This window comes from Geodermatophilus chilensis, from assembly GCF_002802985.1.
Classification (GTDB): Bacteria; Actinomycetota; Actinomycetes; order Mycobacteriales; family Geodermatophilaceae; genus Geodermatophilus; species Geodermatophilus chilensis.
On the sequence record NZ_NVPT01000011.1, the window covers coordinates 34,431 to 55,459 of the forward strand.

Here is a 21,029-nt window from a genome sequence, read left to right on the forward strand (position 1 = left end):
CGAGTCACTGTCAGGCGGCCATCCCAGCGGTGTGGTGGCGTCGCTCTCCCGCTCGTCGGGGGAGGGCCGACGGCGAGCATGCCGCGTCCGCGTCGTAGCGGTGGATGGCCGCTGGGTAGGCGCGCAGTGCTGCAGTGACGGCGCCATGTACGGCCGGATGGACAGGCAGGGACAGATGTCCGACGCCGCGGACGAGCACGTTGCGGGTGGCGAGGTCGGGGTGGTCGCAGCGCCCCGAGGCGGTCGGCAGTACCACCTGGTCGGCGTCGCTGTAGACGGCAGTGATCGCTGTCCGACATCCGGGGGCCGGCTCGCTCAACTCCCGCATGATCGACGAGCCCGGTCGTAGCTGGCGGCCCAGCCGGGTCGGCATCATGAGGGCCAGGGCCGTGCCCTGGTGTGGTGTCCCCAGGGTCACCAGCGACTCGATGGTGCGGTCGCCGCCCTGTCGCTGGACGTGGTAGCGGGCGATGAGTCCGCCGAGACTGTGTCCGACGACGTGCACGCGTTCGTGCCCGGTCTGTGCGCGGATGCGGCCGATGTGTCGTCCGAGGTCGACGGCGAGGCGGGGGATGTCACCGCTGAGCGGGCTGTAGTTCCAGCAGCAGGCCGAGGCGAACCCGCTTCGACGGAGCTTGCGCCGCATCACCATGAACACCGAGCGGTTGTCGTTCAGCCCGTGCACGAGCAGGACCGGGGTCCCGGCAGTGTGGCCGGCGCCGGGGTCTAACCGCTCGGCGCGGATCCCTGAGACGTACGTCAGCGCGTGAGCGCCCGCCCAGGTCAGTTCGGTCAGGAACCCGGTCAGCGGGGCAGCCCAGGCAGGGGGAGATCCGCTCGACCTCGCGGCACTGCCCGCGCACCCCGGCTGACCGGCGCCGGTGCGCACGTCTCCTCCCGCCGCTGGACCGCGGGCCGCAGGCCCGAGCGGGTTCCTCTCCATGACGGATCGGTGCCCGGCCGCGTGTGGAGGATCCGCATCGCAGTCCTATCGACACGGAGCCGCAAAGGCGCCGCAAGAACCGTCTCGGTGCGGCTGTTCTCCTTCGTCGAGGGGCGGTCTCCGTCATCCGGGAGGACACCTGCCCTGGTACTCCCTCGTGGCCGAGGCCGGCCTGCGGCGCGGAGCGGAGGGGACGTGGCTCCTGGTGGTGTCTTCTCCAGCCGTGTGGCGCCCGCCTTGCGTTCAGGTGTCAGGAGCGGGTCACCGGCGCCACCACGGCGGTGCCGGGGCACTGACGGTGGGCGGTCCCGCGCACCGCCGGCGGCCGTCTCCACCCCAGCCCCAGAGGAGACACCATGCGTGAGTCTGCGCCTCGATCCGTGGCGGCCATCGATGCCGATCTGCGTGCGCTCCAGGCCATCAGGAGAGACGCACTGCGCGAGCTCGCAGAGGTGAGGCGCCGTCAGAGCGAACTCGCCGACCTGGAGGCCGAACTCGTCGTGGCCGTCGAGTTGCGCTCCCGGCGCATCGACGACGTGCTCGACGAACGGCTGCGAGCCGACCCCGGGGCCGCAGAGCGGCTCCCGGCCTTCTCGGATGCCGGGCGCTCCGACCTCGCCAGCGTCCGGTGAAGCCGAGGTCCGTCAGCCTCCGGAGCGATGCGGGGGCGTGCGGACGGTCGGCCGCGGCCGGTGCCCGCCGCGGACCACAGCAGGCGCCGGTAGGGCCGAGTTCATGACGGTCCCGAGACGGCTGATCGGGCCGGAACCCCATGGTGGTTACGCCTCCGTGACGGTCCCCCGGACGCCGGGATGACGGTCCCGGGAGGGGGCAGGGGGAGGGGTGTCACCGATCCGTTCGCGGGCCGGCGACGGCCGGCACGCACCCACCCATCGAGGGCCGGGACGGGTGGTCCCGCCGGCCCTGCCGATCCATCTCCCGAGGAGTGAGGAACATGGCCACGAGCATCGTGGACGACGTCCGGACGCCCGGACGGATCACCGACCTGGTCCGCTGGGGGCCGGTGGTCGCCGGGGTGGTCATCGCACTGGGCTTCTTCGCCTTGATGAACGTCCTGTGGCTGGCGCTGGCCCACAGCGTCGGCGGTGCCGACGGGAACGGCTGGATCAGCGGCAACCTCGGCTGGTTCATCGGGGTGACGGCGGCCGTGGCGCTGACGCTGGCGGGCTTCCTCGCCGGCTTCTTCGCCGGCCCGCGAGGTGTCGCGGCCGGGGCGACCAACGGTCTCACCGCCTGGGGTCTGCTGTTCGTCCTGTCCCTGACGGCCATCGTCCCTGGCGCGCTGAACCTCACCGACCTGCTGGGCGCCGGTCTGCAGGACGACCAGACGACCGCGGGCGGGCCCCTGGGGACCGCCGGGGGCGGGTTCACCGTGGAATCGGCGCTGTGGGTCAGTTTCTGGTCCCTGTTGGCCGGTGTGGTGCTGGCCGCGCTCGGGGGCATGCTCGGCGGCAAGATGCGCCGCCCCGTCGTGGAGTCGAAGCGTTCGAGCCGGGACACCGAGCCGAGGGCCGTCGCACCCGTACCGGCGCCGGCCACGGGGGTCACCATGACCGAGAACCGGGTCGTCGACCGGGAGCCGATCGACCGGTCGGACGAGGTCACGGTGACCACGGAGGACGCCCCGCGCCGCCGTTGAGTCGCCGGGCCGGGCCCGGACACGGCCCCGCCCTCCACAGCACGGAGGCACCCGGCCGGCTGGAGCCGGGTGCCTCGTCTCCACCGGACCCGGGGAGACGCCGTGGTCGGGCAGCCGCCGGCGCCCGCACGACCTGACGGGACGCCATGGAGCAGGACGACGCGGTGGCCGTGGCGGGCATGGGACGGGCGTTCGCCGGAGCACTGCTGTTCTCCATGCCGCTGTTCATGACCATGGAGCTGTGGCGCCTCGGCCTGGCGGTGGACCGCTACCGGCTCGCCCTGCTGCTGCTCAGTACCGTGCTCCTGGTCGTGGGTCTGGCCCGCGAGCTCGGTGGGGCGTCGGAGCAGCCGGGATGGCGGGGCTGCCTGGTCGACTCCGGGGTGGCCTTCGTCATGGCCGCGCTGGCCGCCACCGTCGTCCTGACCGTCCTCGGCGCCGTCTCCTGGTAGCAGGACTGGCGGGACGCGCTGTCAGTCGTGGCGCTGGAGACGCTGCCGGCGGCGGTGGGTGCCTCGTACGCGCGCAGCCAGCTGGGCCAGACGAGTCCCCAGCCGCAGCGTGGGGGCTACGGGCACGAGGTGTTCCTCATGGCCGCCGGCGCGGTCGTCTTCGCCGCCAACGTGGCGCCGACCGAGGAGATCGTCCTCCTGGCCGCCGAGGCGACCCCCTGGCACGGGCTGGCCCTCGTGGCGCTCAGCCTCCTGCTCATGCACACCTTCGTCTACCGGGTCGGGTTCAGGGGGCAGGAGCAGGCGCACCACGGCCCGCTGCACAGCCTTCGCCAGCCTGACCGTCGTCGGCTACGCGCTCGCCGTCGCCGTCGCCGCGTACCTGTTGTGGACGCTGGGCCGATTCGACCAGGCGGGCTGGACCACGCTGGTCATGGAATCGGTGGTCCTCGCACTGCCGGCGTCCCTCGGCGCCGCAGCCGCCTGGCTGATCCTGTGAGGAGCACGTGAGCGCATCGCGGAACGGCACCCGGTCGGCGGGCAGGGGTCCCGGCGCCGCCGAGTACCTCGCAGGGGCGCTGGGCGGTCTACTGGTCCTCGCTCTCCTCGCCTTCCTGGCCTACCAGGCCCTCGGCGCCCGGGAGACCGCGCCTGAGCTGGCCGTCGTCGTCACCGGCGTGGAGGAGGCCGGAGCCGGCTGGACGGTCCACTTCGAGGCGGTCGACTCCGGAGGCACACCGCCGAGGCCGTCCAGATCGAGGGTGCCGTGCTCCGCGACGGACACCCGGCCGACCAGGCGTCCAGCTCGATCGCCTACCTCCCTCCGCACAGCTCCCGCGGCGGGGCGTTGGTCTTCTCGACCGACCCGGCGAGCGGCGAGCTCGAGGTGGCACGGTCGGCTACCGGCTACCGGCTGCCCTGAACCGGACCGCCGCGGATGTTGCGCCTGGCTTGCGGGTGGGTGTCAGAAGCACCGCAGCCCGGGTCCGCGCCACCGGGTCGGGCACGCATGCCGTGTCCGACACAGCGGTGCTGCCCGAGGCAGCCCACGACGGAGCAGAGGAGCGATCATGATCACGAGCGGGCGCTCGACCCCACTCGGTAGGGGGCCGGCAGGACGCACTGCCGCGGCCCTGGTGGCGGCGGCCATCGGCATGGGCGGCCTGGCCGCCTGCGGCGACTCGGCCGGCCCGGAGGCCGGGGGCGTCACCACGGAGGACCTCCAGGGCATCGAGGACGACCTGAGCGCGCTCGAGGAGCGGGTCGGCGCCCTGGAGGATGCCCCGGCGGACGCCGAGGCGCCGGTGGACCCGGTGATCGAGGACGAGGCCGGGGTCTTCGAGGACGCGGAGGCGCTTATCGGTCAGGAGGTCACGGTGAGCGCGGGCGTGTCCGAGGTGATCACCACCACCGACGTGGGCAGCGCCTTCCGCATCGGCAACGAGACGGGGGAGCCCATCGCGGTCGTGATGGCGAGTCCGCCGGCGCAGCTGGAGGTCGACGACGTCGTCCGCGTCTCCGGCACGGTGGTGAAGGTCCAGCGCGACACCTTCGAGCAGGACTTCGGCATCGCGTCCGACGAGCTCTTCGACGACCCGGAGGCGTTCTTCTCCGCGTTCGAGGGTGAGGTCGCCATCGCGGCCGACCGCATGGAGGTGCTCCAGGAACAGACCGAGGGCTGACAGCACGTCCCGCGGCGCCCCGCGGCCGGACACCGGGCCTCGCCCGGCCGCCGGTCGCGGGGCGCTCCGCTGTCCGCCTCGGACGAGCCCCGGGGAGCGTCATCGCCGGAGCCCGTCATCGCGTTCCGGGAGCGGGTCGAGCTCCGCCCGCCGGCGCTGCACCGGGTCCATCGGGAGACATGGGCGGCCATGGGCGGGGCTGCCCGGCCGGTGGAGCGGGGTGTTGCCGCACGTACTCGGCGATCCGGTAGGTGACCGCCATGAGGGGGACGGCCAGCAGAGCCCCGGCGAGCCCCCACAGCAGCGTCCCGGCGGTGACCGCGACGAGGACGGCGGCCGGGTGTACCCGCACTGCGTGGCCGACGATGAGCGGCTGCAGGACGTTGCCCTCGACCTGCTGCACCACGAGGACGACGACGAGCACGATGACCGCGTCGCTGGGCCCGTTGGTGACGAGGGTGACGAGCACCGCCACGGCGCCGCTGACCGTGGCCCCGAACAACGGGACGAACGCGCTGAGGAACGTCAGCAGGGTCAGGGACACCCACAGCGGTACGTCCAGGACGAACAGGGCCGCCCCGATGCCCACCGCGTCGATGAGCGCCACCACGACGGCGCCGCGGACGTAGCGCGCCAGCGCCGTCCAGGCGCACCGGCCGGCCCCGTCGACCTGTCCGCGCCGCCGGTGCGGCACCCGCTCCAGCAGCCAGGTCCACATCCCGGCGCCGTCCTTGAGCAGGAAGAACAGCAGGAAGATTACGAGGACCACCGCGGCCAGCAGGTGGAGGGCCATCCGCGCCGCCGCCGTGGGGTCGGGGGCCACCTCGTAGACCTGGTTCACCACCGCGTTGCGGACGTCGGTGACCTGCTGCGGGTCCACGTGGAGTGGACCCTCGACCAGCCACACCCGGATGCGGTCGATGCCGGCGGCCAGCGGCCGGGTGAGGTCCCGCAGCTTCGCGGCCGCGCGGAAACCCAGGAGGAAGCCGACGCCGCTCAGGGTGCCGACCAGGAGCAGGACGGAGAGCACGGCCGCGAGCGCCGGGGGGAGCCTGCATCGGCGCAACCACCGCGCCACGGGCTCCAGCAGCGCGGTGAGCAGCAGTGCCACGGCGATCGTCACGGTCAGCAGTGGCACCCGGAGCAGGAACCAGAAGAGCAACCAGCCGGTGGCGGCCAGGGCCAGCACGGCGCCGCTCGTGGTCAGGACCCGGAGCGCCCAGGGCGGCGTGGCCGGGCGCGATGGGGACCGCTCGCACAGGACGGCCTCGACGGTGTGACGGCTCATGATCTCCACCCCTGGCCGGGTCAGTCGTGTGCTGACCGTGGACGGGGACGGACCCACCGGCGGTCGAGTCGAGCCGGCGCTACGGGTGTCCGCCCCCTCGTGTGCGAGTCGGTGCCCGGCGTGGTGTGGGCGCCACCGCCCCTCGGGTCAGCCGTCAGTGCATCGTCATCCCCGGGCGTCGGTCGTGACGTGCCCGTGACACCAGGACGCCGTTGCGGGGGTGACCGGCGCCTCGTGCGGGGTGCCGGTCACCAGCCAGGGCGCCGTCCGGTCAGACCTGCGTCGCCCCAGCCCCGCAGCGGCCGTCCCACCACGTCGGCAGCCGTCTCCAGGACCCGGTGCGTCACCGGTCGCATCCGCCACCCGGTGCTCGTCACCCGGGCACTCACGGCCAGGTCTTCCTCGAACTGGGCGTCCAGCACTCCCGTGACCACGCGGTCGTCCACCAGCACGCACACCTGCTCGTTCAGGGCCAGGGAGCGGGCGTCCAGGTTGGCGGTGCCCACCATCGCGGTGCCGTCCACGGTGAGGACCTTCGCGTGCAGCAGACTCGGCCGGTAGCGCCAGATCTCCACCCCCGCGTCCAGCAGCGGCTGGTACTCCCGCTGCCCCTGCAGGTGGACCGCGGGGCGCTCCACGTGCAGGCCGGAGACCAGCAGCTGTACCGCGACCCCGCGCCTCGCGGTGTCGCACACGAGGGAGCTGAGCCATCCCGGGAGCCGCAGGTACGGGGTCGTGATCCGTACCCGCGTACACGCCGTGGGGAGGAGCGTCGCGACGGCCACTGCCGCGTCGTTCCAGCCCGGTCCGGACGATGGACGCAGTACCTGCACGGCGCTGCCGCCCGCCTGGCTGAGCGGCGGGAAACGGTCGGCGTCGGACACGGGGCCCGCGTCCCCCGAGCGGGCCTGTACCTGCGTCCACGGGACGGCGAATGCTGCCCGGAGACCCGCGACGGCCGGGCCGGACACCCGGAAGGCGGTGTCCCGCCAGTGCCCCGGTCGCCGGCCGTCGCCGGCCCAGGCATCGGCGATGCCGGTACCACCCGTGAACGCCAGCGTCTCGTCGCACACGAGGACCCGGCGATGCGTCCGCAGGTTCCACACGGTGGGCCGCCAACTCGGTAGCGGGCGGTAGAAGCGCACCTCGCAGCCGGCGCCGCGCAGGTACCCGAGGCGGCCCCGGTCGATGTGCCTGGCGCCGTATCCGTCGAGCAGCACGCGGATCCGGACGCCGGCGTCCGCCCGGTCGGCGAGAGCCTCGGTGATCTCCGCGTCGACGGTGCCGCTGCGCCAGGCGAACCACAGCAGGTCGATGCTGCGGGTCGCGCCCGAGATCGCGGCCAGCAGCGCCGGGAAGGTCTCGTCGCCGTTCCGGAGCACGTCGACCCGGTTCCCCTCGGTGAAAGGCACCCCGAGGAGGGCCTCGAGGGCCCGGCGACGCGCTACCGGCTCCCGCGCCTCGCTGCGGGTCCGTACGGGATCGCCGGTCGTGAGCATCCGTGTCTCTCCTGACGTCACTGGGGGGTCCGCCCGGCTCACCGGCTCATCGGAGAGGCCCGTGCCCGTCGGCACTTCAACGAAGGCACCGTCCAGGCTGGAGCAGACCCGGTCGACCTGCGGGAACCGGGAGCGGTGATCGGTCACGGCGCAGACGAGATGTGCCCGACGCCCGTGGGTCGTGTCCACCCGCCGGCCCGCCGGTCACGGTGGCGACGAGGTCGCCCACCTGGAGCTCACCCTGTCCGCCGAAGGGGCGGGGATCGTGGACGGGGGATCCCGGGGCGCGGTGGATCCTCAGGCGGTCCGGTCCGGCGCGTCCTGGACGTAGCCGTCCGGCGGCGCCTCCGGAGCCTGGGTGAGCCAGCGCTGGGTGCCCACGGGGTCGCGCCGACGCAACTCCGCGATCAGCAGGCAGCGCAGCCGGGACCGGGTTCCGGCATCCACGCCGCCGAGGACGACCGGCTCCGCGGTGCCGCGCCACTCCTCGAACAGGACCTCGACGGGCACCACACCCAGCAGGTCGCGCAGGGATCCGTCGTCGGGTTCCGGACCGGCGTCCCGCTCGGCCTGTCGTGGCTGCGGGTCGCCACAGGAGCCACCCCACCATCCGATGGCCACCGCTACCGCGATCGTGGCGCCGGCGACCCCCAGGGGGCCCAGGCCGAGGGCCGCCGTCCCCGCTGCACCGGCCGGCAGCAACGCCGTGCACGCGGCAGCCGACGACGGATGGGGCAACGACACCAGGTCGCTCGCTCGACCGTGGTGCAGGGCTCGCACGAACCCCCAGCCCAGCGCGGCGAACACCGCGCCCAGGAGGAGTGCTGCCTGCGGGGCGGTCAGTGCACCGAGCGCGGCGAGGACTCCGAGGGCGACGACACCGGCCGAGCGGAGCGCAGCGACCACGCCGCGCCCGAGGCCGCAGGTCGACGACGACGTCCGGGGTGCGCCGGCTGACATGAGGTGCCTCCGTCCGTGGTCGGGGCGGGTCGTCGACAGGGACGTGCTCGGCTCGCGGCCCGCTCTCACCTCCGGCGGCGAGATGTCATCTGTTCATCACGGAGGCGCCCAGCGCGCTCGGATCCGTGCGGGTGAGGCGGGTGTGCCCTGCCGACCGTCTCCCGTGGGCGTCATCCGGCCGTCATGCGGGCCGCTGCTCCGAGGCCCCGTCGGCCTCGGGCAGGTGCAGCAGGGTCAGCCGGCCGCCATCGGCCTCGACGACGGCTCGCAGCGTGTCCAGCGCCCGCAGACCGGGCTCGTCGGCGGAGTGCAGACCCTGCAGGTCCACGAGGATGCGCCGGTGACCACCGCGCCGGAGGGCCTCGACCGTCCCCCGCAGCTGGTCCGCGGTGCGGGGGTTCAGGTCGCCCGCGGCGCCGACGCAGCCGCGGCGGCCGTCGACGACCTGACGGAACGCCGGCGCGCCGGCGTGGTGGTGGTCGGGGAGCGGGCAGGTGCGCCGAGCGTCGACCTGAGGGGGCTGTTCCACGGCGGTCCTCCGATGTGTCGGCGAGGCGGACCGGACTGCTGGCCGTGGCGTGGCGACGCAGGAGCGGTCCTGCCGGGCGGGCGGCTGCCGCGCCCGGTCCACCGTGGCACGTCGGGGCCCCCGGCTCGGTCCGTCCGGGCGACCGTCACGCAGCTGTCGGGTTCGACGGGCCGGCACCTGCGACGGCACGGCCGGTGCATGACGCCGGTGTGACGACCGGAGTCCGGCGGGGTCAGCGCGGTGGTGGGCTGCCGGTGGGCGTGGCGCCCGCAGGGGTGGGTGTGGCCGTCGGCGTCGGCTCGGCGGGCGCGACCGAGCGGTAGTCGTCGCGGCCCACGGCCCGGTCGGCCAGGCCCCCGTCGGTCGGCACCTCGACCGGCGCGCCTTCCACGACGAAGCGGACCGTGGTCACCGTCGGGAGGTCGGTGAGCGTCCACACGATCTGCGCGACGGCGAGCAGCTGGTTGCCGCCGGTGATCCCGGTGAAGCCGCGGGTCACGGAGACGACCGCCGCCCCGTCCGGGAGCACCTCGTCGACCCCGACCACCTCAGGGGGCAGGGCGGTGCGGATCCCGGTGCGCACCTCGGCCCGGGTCGGCCCCTCCACCAGGTGATCGAGGGCGGCCGCGGTCGTCGTCGCGTCGGTTCGCCGCTCGACCGGAGCGAGGACGGCGCCGCGGACGAAGAAGACGGTCAGCCGCGGACCTGCCGCCGGCGAGCCGTTGCCGGTGTTCAACGACGGTGCGGCCGCGGTCGTCACCGGTTCGGGCCGGTCCTCCGGGCGGACCCCGCAACCCGTCAGCAGCAGGGCAGCGACGAGCAGGCCCACGACCCGCAGCACGACGTCGGACGGGTGCCTCATGACAGCGCCTGCAGCGGGAGCTCGACCACGAACCGGGCGCCTCCCGAGGGGCTCTCGCCCACGGTCACGGTCCCTCCCATCGCCTGCACGTGTCGGGCCACGAGCGCCAGGCCGAGGCCGGCCCCTTCCGTCCGGGTGCGGATGCTGCCGCCGCCGCGGGCGAACCGGTCGAAGATCCGGGCCCGCTCCTCCGGCGGGATCCCCGGGCCGTCGTCGTCGACCAGGACGCAGGCGCTGTCCTCGCCGCGCGCGACCGTGACGGCGGTCAGGCCGCCGCCGTGCTTGTCGGCGTTGTCCATCAGGTTGCTGAGCACACGCTCCAGTCGCCGCTTGTCGGCGTGGATGACCACCTCGGCGGCCGTCGCGCGTACCTCGAGCCGGGCGGTGGGCCGACCCGCGAGCCGGCGCCGGGCCAGCGTCTCCTCCACGAGGGCCGCCAGGCGGATCTCCTCGACGACGAGGTCGGCGTTCCCGGCGTCCGCGCGGGAGATCTCCAGCAGGTCGGCGACCAGGCGCTCGAACCGGTGCACCTCCGAACGCAGCAGGGCCAGACCCTCACGCCCGTCGGGCGGCAACCGGTCGGCGGTGGCCTCGACCAGGTCCACAGCACCGAGCATCGCGGTCAGCGGGCTGCGCAACTCGTGACTGACGTCCGCCGCGAAGCGGGCGTCGGCGCGGACCCGCGCCTCCAGGTCGGTCACCGTCCGGTTGAACGACGAGGCGATGGGGACCAGCGACGGGTCTCCGCGGGGGTCGATGCGGGCCGACAGGTCGCCGCCGGCGATCGCCTCGGCCGCCGTGGCGATGCGCTGCAGCGGCCGCAACGCGGGGCCGGTGACCCACCAGCCCACCGTGAACGAGAGCGGCCCCATCCCGACGACCGCCAGGGTGAGCACCGTGGCGAGCACGCGGTAGGTGCGGTCCAGCTCGTCGAGGGGGAACACCTCGAAGTAGGCCTGGTCCAACCCGGCGAGCGGGATGCCGACCGCCATCATCGTGGTGCCCTGGACCCCGATCCGCTGTCGTGCCGGGGTGCCTTCCACGACCGTCTCGGCGAGCCCGGTGGGGATGTCGTCGCGCCCGACGAGCAGCGACGTCGTGCCCCACTGGCCGTCGTCGACGTACAGCGAGATCGAGCCCGTCTCGCGCGGCAGCTGCGCCAGCAGCTGGGGGACGGTCAGCCCCTCCGTGCCCAGGGCGCGCTGCACCTGCGCGGCGTTGTTCGAGGTCTGGATCAACGTGCTCCGCTCCCGCTGCAGGAGCAGGTACTGGGAGACGGCGACCCACACGGCCACCGCGAGCGCGGCGGAGAGCACGAGGGTCACCACGGTGAAGGCGAGGGTGGCCCGACCTCGGAGAGTGCTCAGGGGGCCGGTCCGGTCCCTGCGCTCGGCAGGCGGTTCCGCGGCGATGGGCTCGACGTCGGCGGGGAGGGGCGCTGCCGGACGGGACCGCGTGGCGGTCACCCGGGGACGCGGTATCCCATGCCCCGCACGGTGGTCACCACGGTCGGGTGGCCGGGATCCTCCTCGACCTTCTTGCGCAACCGCCGCACGTGCACGTCGACCAGCCGGGAGTCGCCGAAGTAGTCGTAGCCCCACACCCGCTCCAGGAGCTCTTCCCGGCTCAGCACGCGACCGGGTTCCGTGGCCAGCTCGCACAGCAGCTTGAACTCGGTGCGCGTGAGGTTGACCGGTTCCCCGGCGCGGGTCACCGTGCCGTCCTGCGGAGCGATCTCCAGGTCGCCGACCTCGATCCGCACCCGCGGCTGGGGGGCACGGGTGCGGCGGGCCAGGGCGCGGATCCGCGCGGACAGCTCCTTGGCCACGAACGGCTTGGACACGTAGTCGTCGGCCCCGGCCTCCAGACCGGCGACGACGTCGTGACTGTCCCCCCGGGCGGTCACCATGATGATCGGGACGTTCGAGGTGCGGCGGATCTCCCGGCACACCTCGAAACCGTCCTTGCCCGGCAGCATGAGGTCCAACAGGATCACGTCGAAGTCCCGCTCGGCCAGGCGCTCGAGCCCCGTCTCCCCGCTGTCGGCCTCGACGGCATCGAGGCCCTCGCGCTGCAGCGTCATCTGGAGGATCCGACGGATCCGCGGGTCGTCCTCGATGATGAGCACGGACCGGGGCACGTCGGAGAGTCTGCCCACCCGCACCTCCCCTCCACCAGCCCTTCCCGGAACAGGTCGGTCCGGATCGTCGGCACCCGTCGGCCACCGTGACCCGCTCCGGTGGAACGGGCACGTCCGAGCCCTCGATGTCGCGAGATCGTCAACCTGGCCGGCGGAGGGACCGGGTCCGTGTGACGAACTCATGACGACGGTGCCGAGGCGCCGGGTCTCTGCCGTCGGATGCGGTGAGGACGGCGAGGGGGCAGCCGTCGGGCAGGGAGACGACGAAGGGGACCTCGACCGGTGAGCCATCGGGGGCGCGCGACGTGACCGCCTCTTCCTGCCGGGCGGCACCCGGCCCGGTGACCGCACGTCCACCCGGCCCTCGGCCTCCGCCCCCATCCCGGGTGCGGCGGGTTCGCCGTCGAGCTGACGGGGTGCAGCCGGCGAGCCCCGACCGGTGCGACGGGAGCAGCACCGGGGGCCGGGCCGTCCCCCGGTCAGCGACCGTGCGTCTCCTCGTCGGTCAGCCACCTCAGCAGGCGCCGGCGGACGGTCTCGGCGCACAGGACCGCGACGGCGAGTGCTCCGGCCCAGAGGACGGGGGCCAGCGTGGGCCCGTCGGGGACGCCGGTGACCGCGTGGAGGGCGATCGTGGGGACCGCGGTCGCGCCCGTCGCGAGCACGCCGAGGGCCCCGAGGGCGGCGATCCACCGGCTGGCGGGGCCGGCGGCGCCGGGCGCGCTCACCCGGCGCCAGGCGACGACCGCAGCGACCACCCCCACCACCGCACCGGCGCCGAGGAGGTCGGCGCTGCCGACCACACCGGCACCGGCGCCCCGGTCCCCGGCCGCCCGCACGACCACGGCCGGGGCCAGCACCACCACGAGCACCAGCACGGCGTACGCGGCGGCCGCCGTCCGGCCGAGGCTCACCGCCCCTCCCGGGCGCGGAGCTCGAAGCGGTCGAGCACCACCCCGTCGGCCCGGACCGATCGTCCGGTGAGCCGGTCCCCGGCGACGTCCACGTGCAGGTACTGCAGGGCCGACGCGGCGGCCGCGGTGAACCGGCTGCGGCCGACAGGGGTCGTCTTGCAGCCGCCGCCGCTGACCACGTACGTGACGCCGTCCACCGGCCGGGTGCGCTCGTAGTGGTGGTCGTGCCCGCTCAGGACCAGGTCGACGGAGCGGCGGGCGAACACCGGTCCCAGCACGTTCCGAGCTCCGGGCGTGGAGCCGTGCGACCCGGAGGAGAACAGCGGGTGGTGCAGGCAGACGACCTTCCACTGGTTGGCCGAGCTGGCCAGGGCGTCGTCGAGCCACTCGACCTGCGCCGTGGCGTCGGCCCCGAACAGGCCGGGCGCGCTGGAGTCGAGGTAGAAGAAGTCCACCGGGCCGTGGCTGGTCGTGTAGGTGCGGGCGGGGGTGCCGAGCAGCCGGAGCTCCGCGTCGATCTCGGCCAGGCTCTCGTCGCTGTGGTGCAGGTCCCCGTCGTGGTTGCCGATGGCCAGCTCGAACCGCACCCCGGCGTCGATGAGCGGGCGCATCGGCCGGACGAAGACGTCGTCGAAGCGGTCCTCGACCCGGCCGTAGTAGCACAGGTCCCCGAGGTGGGTGACCAGCCCGTACGGCGACGCCTGGTAGCCGCGGGCCATGCGGTCGGCGACGGCCATCGCCTGCCGGCCGCCGCTGCCGGTGTCGCCCACCGCGGCGAAGGTCAGCCGGTCGGCGGTCGTCGACCACGCCGTGGCCGGGAGCGCGAGGTCCGGGGCGGCGCCGGGGACGAGGTCCTCCCGGCCGAGCAGCGGCCACAGCCGGCCGGCGAGCCCGCCACCGGCGGCGAGGGAGCCGGCCGCGCCCAGGCCGGCGGCGAGCAACTGTCTGCGGGTGAGCTGCGGCACGGGGGAGGCGACCTCCGGGAGCTGGGGGAGCGGGCGGGGATCGAGCCGTCCCCGGGGTCAACGCCGGCCGGCCGCAGGTGTTCCGTCGCGCCGCCGGTCGTCGTCGGCCGGCGTGACCGTCTGCAGGTGCCGGACGTGCACCCGCAGGTGCTGCACGCGCAGGTCCGACAGGCAGCCGCGCAGCTCCCGCCGGTCGAACTCGTCGAGCCCGGGGCGCAGCCGGAAGGCGAACACGCCGTCGCCGACGGCGCGGAACGACTGCTCCACCACGTCGGCGTTGACCAGCAGCCGGCAGGTGCTCACCAGGCCGTGCGTCATCTCGGCCCGCACGTCCGCGTTCTCCCGCACGACGTCCGCGGCGACGAGCACCTCGGTGTACGAGCCCTCCGGCTGCTCCACCTCGACGGTCATCAGCTCCGCGCGCAGCGCCAGCAGGCCGGTGACCGTCAGCACGGCGACGATCAGCCCGACGAGGAGCCGCCTCATCCCGGCGTGCCTGCCGACGGGCCGAGCAGCACCCGCAGCCCCGCGTCCTCCGGTCCCGCGCAGCCGGCCAGCACCTCCCCGGCGGAGGGCACGAGGGGTGCGGCCGGGAACGCGACCTCGCGGAGCCGGTCGGCCAGCTCCTCCTCGATCCCGGTCCGGGCCGCCGCACCGGCCACCCGCTCGACCAGCCACGCCACCGCGGACAGGAGGACGCCGCCGCCGATCAGGAACGGGATGAAGACGGAACTGCGGTCGGGGTCCGGCGGGCGCAGCCAGCGGAACGGCGGGGACTCGACCGGCGCGCTCCGCAGCCGGTGCAGGACCGTCGGCGGCGCACGGTCGGCTCCCTGGGCCACCCGGCGCTCCAGCCGGCCGAGCCGGCGCAGCACGAGGGCGGTGCCCGACCCGATCAGCGCGGCGAGGAAGATCAGCCCGACCAGCAGGGCCCGGTGCCACTCCCAGCGGTACACGTAGACGAGCGCGTAGCCGCCGGAGGCGACCAGCGTCAGCGTCGCCACCGCCCAGCTCACGGCTCTCACGACGTCACCTCCTCGACCTCCCCGGTGGCCCCGTCCACCCGGACGACGGTGCCCGGCGGGAAGCGCTCCAGCGCCCGGTCGAGGCCCACGACGGTCGGGACACCGGCCTCCCGGGCGAGGATGGCGAGGTGCGCCAGCACGCTGCCGGTCTCGGCGACCAGGCCGGACAGTCTCGGCAGCAGCGGCGCGAGTGCGGGGTCGAGCGTGCGGACGACGAGCACCGCCCCCTCGGGTGGGTCGTCCCCGTGGTGGACGGCGCCGGTGGCGCGCCCGCCACCCGCTCCGGCCGCGTCCGTCCCGCCTCCTTCGGGCACCGGCTCGCCGGTGTCGCTGAGCCGGAACCGGGCGGGGAGGGGATCGCCCGGGAGAACCGGGCGTGAGACCGCCCGTGCGGCCGGGTCCTCGACCAGCGCGGCGAGGTCGGTCAGCCGCAACGCGCGGACCTCGTCCGGGCTGCTCAGCCGCCCCGCTGCGGTGAGCCGCTCACCCAGCGTCCAGGCCGCCCGGGCGCCCAGCTCCTGCAGCCACCGGGTGCGCAGGCGCAGCGCCTCCCGCAGCAGGCCGGCGTCACCCGGGTCCACGGGTGCGCGCTCGTCGGGAGGCCGGACGTCCGACGGCAGGGCGGGGGCCGCCCCCACCCGGGGCGGGCTGAGGGCGAGGACCACCGGGTGCTCGGCCACGACCCGGTTCTCGGCGAGGCCGGCCTGCCGGGCACGCGCGAGGACGCCGAGGGCGACGCCGACGCCGGTGGTGCGGGACTCCTGCGGGTCGATGAGCAGGCCGACGAGCACCTCGTGGGCGTGCACGGACACCAGCGCCCGCCGCGTCCGGTGCAGCAGCCCGACGAGCCGGCGGTCACCGAGGTCGCCGAGCGGCGGCACGTCGGCCAGGGCGGTGTCGGCGCGGTCCAGGACGTCACGGACCAGTGCGGGCAGCGCCGCACGCAACCGCCCGACCCGCCACGAGACCCGCAGCCGACGCAGCCGGGGCCGGGGGTCGAGCACCTCCCGTATCCCGGCCCGGCGGGGACGGGGCTCGAGGAGCTCGAGATCGACGGCGGCCCAGCCGCCCACGACCGTCACCAGTGGCGAGGCCTCCACCTCCGCCTCGGACGCCGATCCGGCGAGCAGCAGCGCCTGCCGCAGCGCCGTGCGGAGCGGATCCACCCACAGGTCGACCTCCAGCGGCTGCAGGGGCTCGGGGAACGTCTCGGCCACCGGCCCGGGCCCCAGTGCCGGTCCGGTCGGTCGCCCCCGGGGCTCCACGGTGACGGGGCGGCTCTGCAGCAGTCGCAGTCGACCGTGCCGCTCGTAGGCCCACTCGACGTCCTGCGGACCGCCGAACACCTCCGCCGTCCGCGCCGCCAGTCGCAGCAGCTCGCGCCGTTGACGCCGACGGAGCCGCGAGCCCCCGTCCCCGTGCACGACCCGGACCGGCCGCCCGTCGCGGTCGAGCTCGTACCGGGTGCCGTCGACCCGGCCGCTCACGAGGCGGTCGGGGCCGCCGTGGACGGCGGCCACCACGACGCGGTCCTCCCGACCGGTGACCGGGTCGATCCCGAAGAGCACGCCGCCGCAGCGCGCGGCCAGCAGCGGCTGGACGAGCACGGCCATCGGTTCGCGCCCGGTCAGGGACTGCGAGCCGGCCGCCGCCTGCCGGCGGGAGGCGGCCACCCGCTCGACGGCCCGGCCGAAGCCCTCCCGCCCGCGGACGCCCACGACGGACTCGAACCGGCCGGCCATCGACGAGCCGGCGAGGTCCTCGACGGTCGAGCTGCTGCGCACGACCAGCGGCACCGCGTCGTCGTGGGAGAGCCGGCGCCAGGCGTCGAGCACGGCGTCGGGGAGCGGGGTCCCGGCCGCGAGGTCCTCGATCGCCGACGTGGTGACCACGAAGCCGGGCACCACCGGTAGCCCGTGCCGGGACGCCCTCGCCAGGGCTGCCGCCTTCGCTCCGGTGATCGCCGGATCGGCGGCAGCGACGTCGTCGAGCCACACGACGGACGAGCTGTCGCGGCGGGGAGGGACACCCTCGCGGTCGGCGGACGGGAGCGGGCGCACCCCGTCCGTGTTGCCGCTGGGGCGCCGTCGACTCGCGGCGCACCGGAAGGTCGTGGGATCGACGGCGGACCGTCATCGATCGGCAACACCGGGGTCGCGCTCGCCGGTCGCCGTCACCAGGCCGTCGGACCGGTCGCCGGCGCCGGGCCCGCGGTCGGGCGTCACCGGCCCCATCGGGGCGATGGACGGGATCGCCTCGCGCGTCGGAGCCGTGGTGCGGATGCGCCGGCTGGGCCAGCCTGCGGTCCGGCCGAGGAGGGTGAGCACGGCGGGGGTGAGGACGGGCCGGATGAGGAAGGTGTCGAGCAGGAGGCCCGCCGCCATCGTGAACGCCACCTGGCGGAAGGAGACCAGCGGGATGACGGCCACCATCGCGAACGTGGCGGCGAGGATGAGCCCGGCGGCGCTGATGGCCCGGCCCGTGGCCGGCAGCGCCAGCGCGATGGCCTGCCGCAGGGGATGGCGGGCGGCCCGCTCCCAGATCGCCCCGACCGCGAACACGTTGTAGTCGGAGCCGAGCGCCAGCAACAGGACCGCGGTGGTGAAGGGGACGTAGAAGGTCAGCCCCGGATCGCCGCGCACGTCCTGGAAGACCAGCACCGTGAGGCCCACGGCGGCCGCGACGCTGAGGGCGCTGCAGGCCAGCAGCACCACCGGTGCCACCAGAGCACGCAGGAACACCGCGAGGACGACGAGTTCCACGGCGAGGGCCGCCAGCAGGATCCGCCACAGGTTCTCGCGGGTCAGCTCGACCAGCTCGGCGGCGATCGCCGTCTGACCGGTCACGGCCGCGGTCGCGTCCTCGACGCCGGCCTCGAGCAGCAGGGTGGGGAGCCGGTCCCGCAGCCGCTCCAGGTCCGCGAGGGCGGGCGCGGCGAGGGGATCCCCGTCGAGGACGACGACGAACCTCGCTGCGTCCCCGTCCTCCGCCAGGAAGACGTCGAGTTCGTCGGCCAGCGGGTTCTGCGCCGGGCCCAGCACCGCAGCCACTCCGGGCTGCGCGCTGATGGCCTCCTGCAGCCGCTCCAGCGCATCGCGCTGCCCGGTGAGGCCGATCCCCTCGACGAGGACCTCGGTCGGTGCGACCACCCCACGGATCCCGGCCTCCTCCAGCACCTCGGCCCCCTGCCGCACCGGATCGCCGGAGGGCAGACCGGAGGCGAACGAGACGTCGAGCCGCATGTGCAGGACCGGCAGCGCGGCCAGGGTGAGCAGCGTTGCGCAGAGGAGGGTCGCCACGGCGGCACCCCGCCGGTCGACGACCACACGGACCAGCCGGCCGGCTGCGCCGGAGGACGTCCCAGGGGACGATCCACCGCCGGTCCGCAGCCGCCGAGGGGCGAAGAGGGCCCTGCCGAGCACCGCCAGCAGAGCGGGCACCAGGGTCAGCGAGATCAGGAGGCCGACGACGACCGTCAGTGCCAGCGCCGGTCCGAACGCCTGGAACAGCTGGAAGTCCGCCACCAGCAGCGCCGCCGTCCCCCCGGCGACGGTGATCCCGGCGACGGCGACGATCGGTCCCTCCGTCGCGAGGGTGCACCGAGCCGCCTCGTGGCGGTGCAGGCCGCGCTCCAGGTGGTGCCGGAACCCCGAGAAGAACAGCACGCAGTAGTCGGTCACCACGCCGATGAGCAGCGCCGCCGTCAGCGGACGCAGTTGACCGGGGAGCGCGAAACCGAGGACCCCGGCCAGGAACTCCAGCACCCGGACCGTCACCAGATAGCCGATCCCGGCCACGAGCAGGACGACGACCGGGGCGACGACGGACCGGAAGGTCAGGGCCACGACCAGCGCGATCAGGACGAGGGTCGCGGTCTCGAAGAGGTGCAGTCGCGACTCCAGGTGGTGGACCTGACGGACCTGGGCCGGGACGACACCGGTGACGTAGGTCTGCACCGACGGGTCGTCACGGAAGTGCTCGGCGTACTCCTCGGCCAGCGCGACCCGGTCCTCCAACGCGATCCACTCGGTCGTGTAGAGGTAGGTGACCGCGGTCGTGGGAGTGGTCGTCGGCACGGGGACGGCGGCCTCGACCCGGCCGGCGCCGGAGCCGCCCGGATCCGCCATCGAGGCCTGCGTCGTGGCCAGGGCCCAGAGGACGACGTCGGCGCGGGTGAGGACGCCCAGACCCTCCGGGTCGTGCACGACCACGGAGGTCTCGGACAGCGCGGGGACGCGGAACTCCGCCAGGGACCGCTCCAGGACCGCGACGGCCTCGCTGTCCGCGGGCAGCAGGCTGCCGATGTCACCCCCGCCCCCGCCGCCGTCCCCGGGGAGGGCCACGGTGGTGACCAGCGCCGCCGCGATCCACGCAGCGACCACCAGCCAGCGCCCGGAGACCACCGCGGCCCGCAGCGCGCGACCGGGCAGGCGCACGAGCCTGCGCAGTCGGCTGCCCGACAGCGCGGCAGCGCGCTGGTGCGACATCTCGACCCCCAGGAGGAGGGCCCCGACGGGCCGGGAGGTTCACGGGGACGGGTGGCAGCTCCAGGCGGGGCCGGGGCCGGCCCCGCCCACCGGTGTCACCCGGCGGGCGACGTGCGAGGGGACGACGGCGTGGGCAGCGCCGACGGCAGCCGGCCCGAGCTGGTCGGGCTCCCGGGACGCCGGACCTCGACCCGGCAGGCGGCGGTGCCTCGTTCGAGCTGCTCCTGCAGGGGCTGCAGCTCGTGCACCACCTCGTCCAGTCGGCGCGCGTCGAGGTCGAGCAGTGCACCGCCCAGGTCGTCGATCAGGTCGTGGGTCTGCTCCGCGGCCGCCACGGCGCGCAGGCAGGCGTCGGAGGTGCTCACCTCCGCTTGGGGACCTGGAGACGAGGCCTGCCCGGGTGTGTCCGATGCGACCGAGGGCGCAGCGACGGTCCCAGCGGCATCGTCGTCCGTGACGGCACCGATGCCTGCACCCAGCACACCGCCGATGGCCAGACCCAGGACCAGGGCCCCGCCCGCCGGCCACCGGCTCGGCCTGCGTGGTCCGGCGCTGTGGTCCTGAGGTGCGGGACCGGTGCTGCCGGTCACCGGTGACCCCGCTCTCCGCCGCGTGCCGCTCGCGGCACCGGGCGGCCCACGTCCGGGTCGCCCGCCACTCCGGCACGGTCGAACGGACCCACCGTGGAGCTGCAGGTCCCGGACGGGTCCAGGACGAGGAGCGGCTCGAGGGCGACACCTGTGGCGTCGGTCCGTCGCTCGAGCGGTTCGAGGCCGGCACCCGCGGCGCCGGGGGGAACGCGGTGGACCTCGAACCCGGGCGCGGTGGGGATCCGGTCGTCGACGACGAGGGGGATGCGCCTGGACGGGAAGGGGACCGGCGCCGGGCAGCTCCACGGGCGGGTGCGACGCGATCGCAGGAGCCGGGCGCACAGTTCCGGGCGCACGTGGATGGCGACCGGCTCAGCGGTGCCCGGCCGCCAGGCCTCCCGCAGGAGGTCGCCGGACGGGTCCGCCGGCGATCCCGCCACGGCGATCCGTGAACGCACCCCCCGTGGGACGTCCTGCTCGTCGGTGGTGGAACCGCGGGGGTCGGCTCGCGAACCGACGTCCACAGTCCCCGAGAGGGTGGTCACGGCCATGGTCGCTCCTCGCTGGGTGACGGGCCGCGGCATGTCGAGAGCGGCCCGGACAACGGATGCCCGGGCCGGCGAGGAGCACGTGGGATGTAGCTCCCTCGTCGCGTAGCTGTAAACACCCCGCAGCAGAGGGCCCGGCTCGCACGACCACGACGCGGGCGCGGGACCGCGGCCGTGGGCAGTCGGATGCGACAGGGTCGTGACGCTTCCCCACCGTCGAGCCGGGGCGGAGCAGCGGTGAGCCTGGAGCGGAGCAGGTCGGTGGAGACACGACCACCCCGCGCTCAGCCGATGGAGGCTCAGATGACGATCGTCGGAGATCCGGACAGGTGCCACGGCTGGTTCCGGTCGTCCGTCGTCGCCTCGCGGTGTTCCCCGGTCTCGGTGCCGGGCCCATGACAGTTCCGTGACACCGCCCGGGCCGGCGCCGAGCCGGGGTAGGTGCGGGACGTCGGTGCTCGTCGCGGATGCCGTCCCGGCCCGTC

At 74.8% G+C, this 21,029-nt stretch carries 19 protein-coding genes and 1 pseudogene; 5 read left to right on the forward strand and 15 right to left on the reverse strand.

Annotated elements, in window-relative coordinates:
• Positions 1–10: 10 nt before the first annotated feature.
• Positions 11–943 carry an alpha/beta fold hydrolase gene (locus tag CNO22_RS03220; protein WP_100497913.1) on the reverse strand — a complete coding sequence of 311 codons (933 nt, stop codon included), beginning with the start codon at positions 941–943 and terminating at the stop codon, positions 11–13.
• A 356-nt stretch (positions 944–1,299) separates the two neighbouring features.
• Between CNO22_RS03220 and CNO22_RS03225 the strand changes: the two genes are divergently transcribed.
• The 5 genes and pseudogenes from CNO22_RS03225 (at position 1,300) to CNO22_RS03245 (ending at position 4,737) form a co-directional block, all read left to right on the forward strand.
• Positions 1,300–1,575 (forward strand): hypothetical protein, encoded by a 276-nt coding sequence (locus CNO22_RS03225; protein WP_157936774.1) that lies wholly within the window; start codon positions 1,300–1,302, stop codon positions 1,573–1,575.
• 323 nt (positions 1,576–1,898) lie between these two features.
• Positions 1,899–2,603, forward strand: coding sequence for a hypothetical protein (locus tag CNO22_RS03230; RefSeq protein ID WP_100497915.1), 705 nt, complete (start codon positions 1,899–1,901; stop codon positions 2,601–2,603).
• 233 nt (positions 2,604–2,836) lie between these two features.
• A pseudogene (locus CNO22_RS03240) lies at positions 2,837–3,554 on the forward strand (TIGR02587 family membrane protein).
• A gap of 267 nt (positions 3,555–3,821) precedes the next feature.
• Positions 3,822–3,977: a hypothetical protein gene (locus CNO22_RS27435; RefSeq protein WP_157936776.1), complete on the forward strand. Its 156-nt coding sequence runs from the start codon at positions 3,822–3,824 to the stop codon at positions 3,975–3,977.
• Between the two features lie 148 nt (positions 3,978–4,125).
• A complete protein-coding gene (locus CNO22_RS03245; RefSeq protein ID WP_157936777.1) occupies positions 4,126–4,737 on the forward strand; it encodes a hypothetical protein in 612 nt (203 codons plus the stop codon).
• Positions 4,738–4,852: 115 nt separating this feature from the next.
• Here the strand turns inward: CNO22_RS03245 and CNO22_RS03250 are convergent, their stop codons facing one another.
• The 14 genes from CNO22_RS03250 to CNO22_RS03315 all read right to left on the reverse strand — a co-directional run bounded on the left by CNO22_RS03250 (position 4,853) and on the right by CNO22_RS03315 (position 19,771).
• Positions 4,853–6,025, reverse strand: coding sequence for an AI-2E family transporter (locus CNO22_RS03250; protein WP_157936778.1), 1,173 nt, complete (start codon positions 6,023–6,025; stop codon positions 4,853–4,855).
• A 248-nt stretch (positions 6,026–6,273) separates the two neighbouring features.
• On the reverse strand, positions 6,274–7,524 hold the full coding sequence (locus CNO22_RS03255) for a phospholipase D-like domain-containing protein (protein WP_100497920.1): 1,251 nt from the start codon (positions 7,522–7,524) through the stop codon (positions 6,274–6,276).
• 297 nt (positions 7,525–7,821) lie between these two features.
• Positions 7,822–8,484 (reverse strand): hypothetical protein, encoded by a 663-nt coding sequence (locus CNO22_RS03260; protein WP_100497921.1) that lies wholly within the window; start codon positions 8,482–8,484, stop codon positions 7,822–7,824.
• 181 nt (positions 8,485–8,665) lie between these two features.
• Positions 8,666–9,013 (reverse strand): STAS domain-containing protein, encoded by a 348-nt coding sequence (locus CNO22_RS03265; protein ID WP_100497922.1) that lies wholly within the window; start codon positions 9,011–9,013, stop codon positions 8,666–8,668.
• Positions 9,014–9,245: 232 nt separating this feature from the next.
• Positions 9,246–9,875, reverse strand: coding sequence for a GerMN domain-containing protein (locus CNO22_RS03270; protein ID WP_100497923.1), 630 nt, complete (start codon positions 9,873–9,875; stop codon positions 9,246–9,248).
• Complete coding sequence (locus CNO22_RS03275; protein WP_157936780.1) at positions 9,872–11,203, reverse strand: sensor histidine kinase; 1,332 nt, start codon at positions 11,201–11,203, stop codon at positions 9,872–9,874. The genes CNO22_RS03270 and CNO22_RS03275 overlap by 4 nt, the downstream gene beginning before the upstream one ends.
• 134 nt (positions 11,204–11,337) lie before the next feature.
• On the reverse strand, positions 11,338–12,015 hold the full coding sequence (locus CNO22_RS03280; RefSeq protein WP_100497939.1) for a response regulator transcription factor: 678 nt from the start codon (positions 12,013–12,015) through the stop codon (positions 11,338–11,340).
• A 479-nt stretch (positions 12,016–12,494) separates the two neighbouring features.
• Positions 12,495–12,929 (reverse strand): hypothetical protein, encoded by a 435-nt coding sequence (locus CNO22_RS03285; RefSeq protein WP_100497925.1) that lies wholly within the window; start codon positions 12,927–12,929, stop codon positions 12,495–12,497.
• Positions 12,926–13,894 (reverse strand): metallophosphoesterase family protein, encoded by a 969-nt coding sequence (locus CNO22_RS03290; protein ID WP_100497926.1) that lies wholly within the window; start codon positions 13,892–13,894, stop codon positions 12,926–12,928. Before CNO22_RS03290 ends, CNO22_RS03285 begins: the two co-directional genes overlap by 4 nt.
• Positions 13,895–13,951: 57 nt before the next feature.
• Positions 13,952–14,380 carry a hypothetical protein gene (locus CNO22_RS03295; RefSeq protein WP_100497927.1) on the reverse strand — a complete coding sequence of 143 codons (429 nt, stop codon included), beginning with the start codon at positions 14,378–14,380 and terminating at the stop codon, positions 13,952–13,954.
• Positions 14,377–14,919: a hypothetical protein gene (locus tag CNO22_RS03300; RefSeq protein WP_157936781.1), complete on the reverse strand. Its 543-nt coding sequence runs from the start codon at positions 14,917–14,919 to the stop codon at positions 14,377–14,379. Before CNO22_RS03300 ends, CNO22_RS03295 begins: the two co-directional genes overlap by 4 nt.
• The gene (locus CNO22_RS03305) at positions 14,916–16,916 is read right to left on the reverse strand and encodes a PEP/pyruvate-binding domain-containing protein (protein ID WP_198588073.1); all 2,001 of its coding nucleotides are present in this window, start codon (positions 16,914–16,916) and stop codon (positions 14,916–14,918) included. Before CNO22_RS03305 ends, CNO22_RS03300 begins: the two co-directional genes overlap by 4 nt.
• A gap of 135 nt (positions 16,917–17,051) precedes the next feature.
• Positions 17,052–19,406, reverse strand: coding sequence for an MMPL family transporter (locus tag CNO22_RS03310; RefSeq protein ID WP_100497930.1), 2,355 nt, complete (start codon positions 19,404–19,406; stop codon positions 17,052–17,054).
• 95 nt (positions 19,407–19,501) lie between these two features.
• Positions 19,502–19,771, reverse strand: coding sequence for a hypothetical protein (locus CNO22_RS03315; protein ID WP_100497931.1), 270 nt, complete (start codon positions 19,769–19,771; stop codon positions 19,502–19,504).
• Positions 19,772–21,029 lie beyond the last annotated feature (1,258 nt).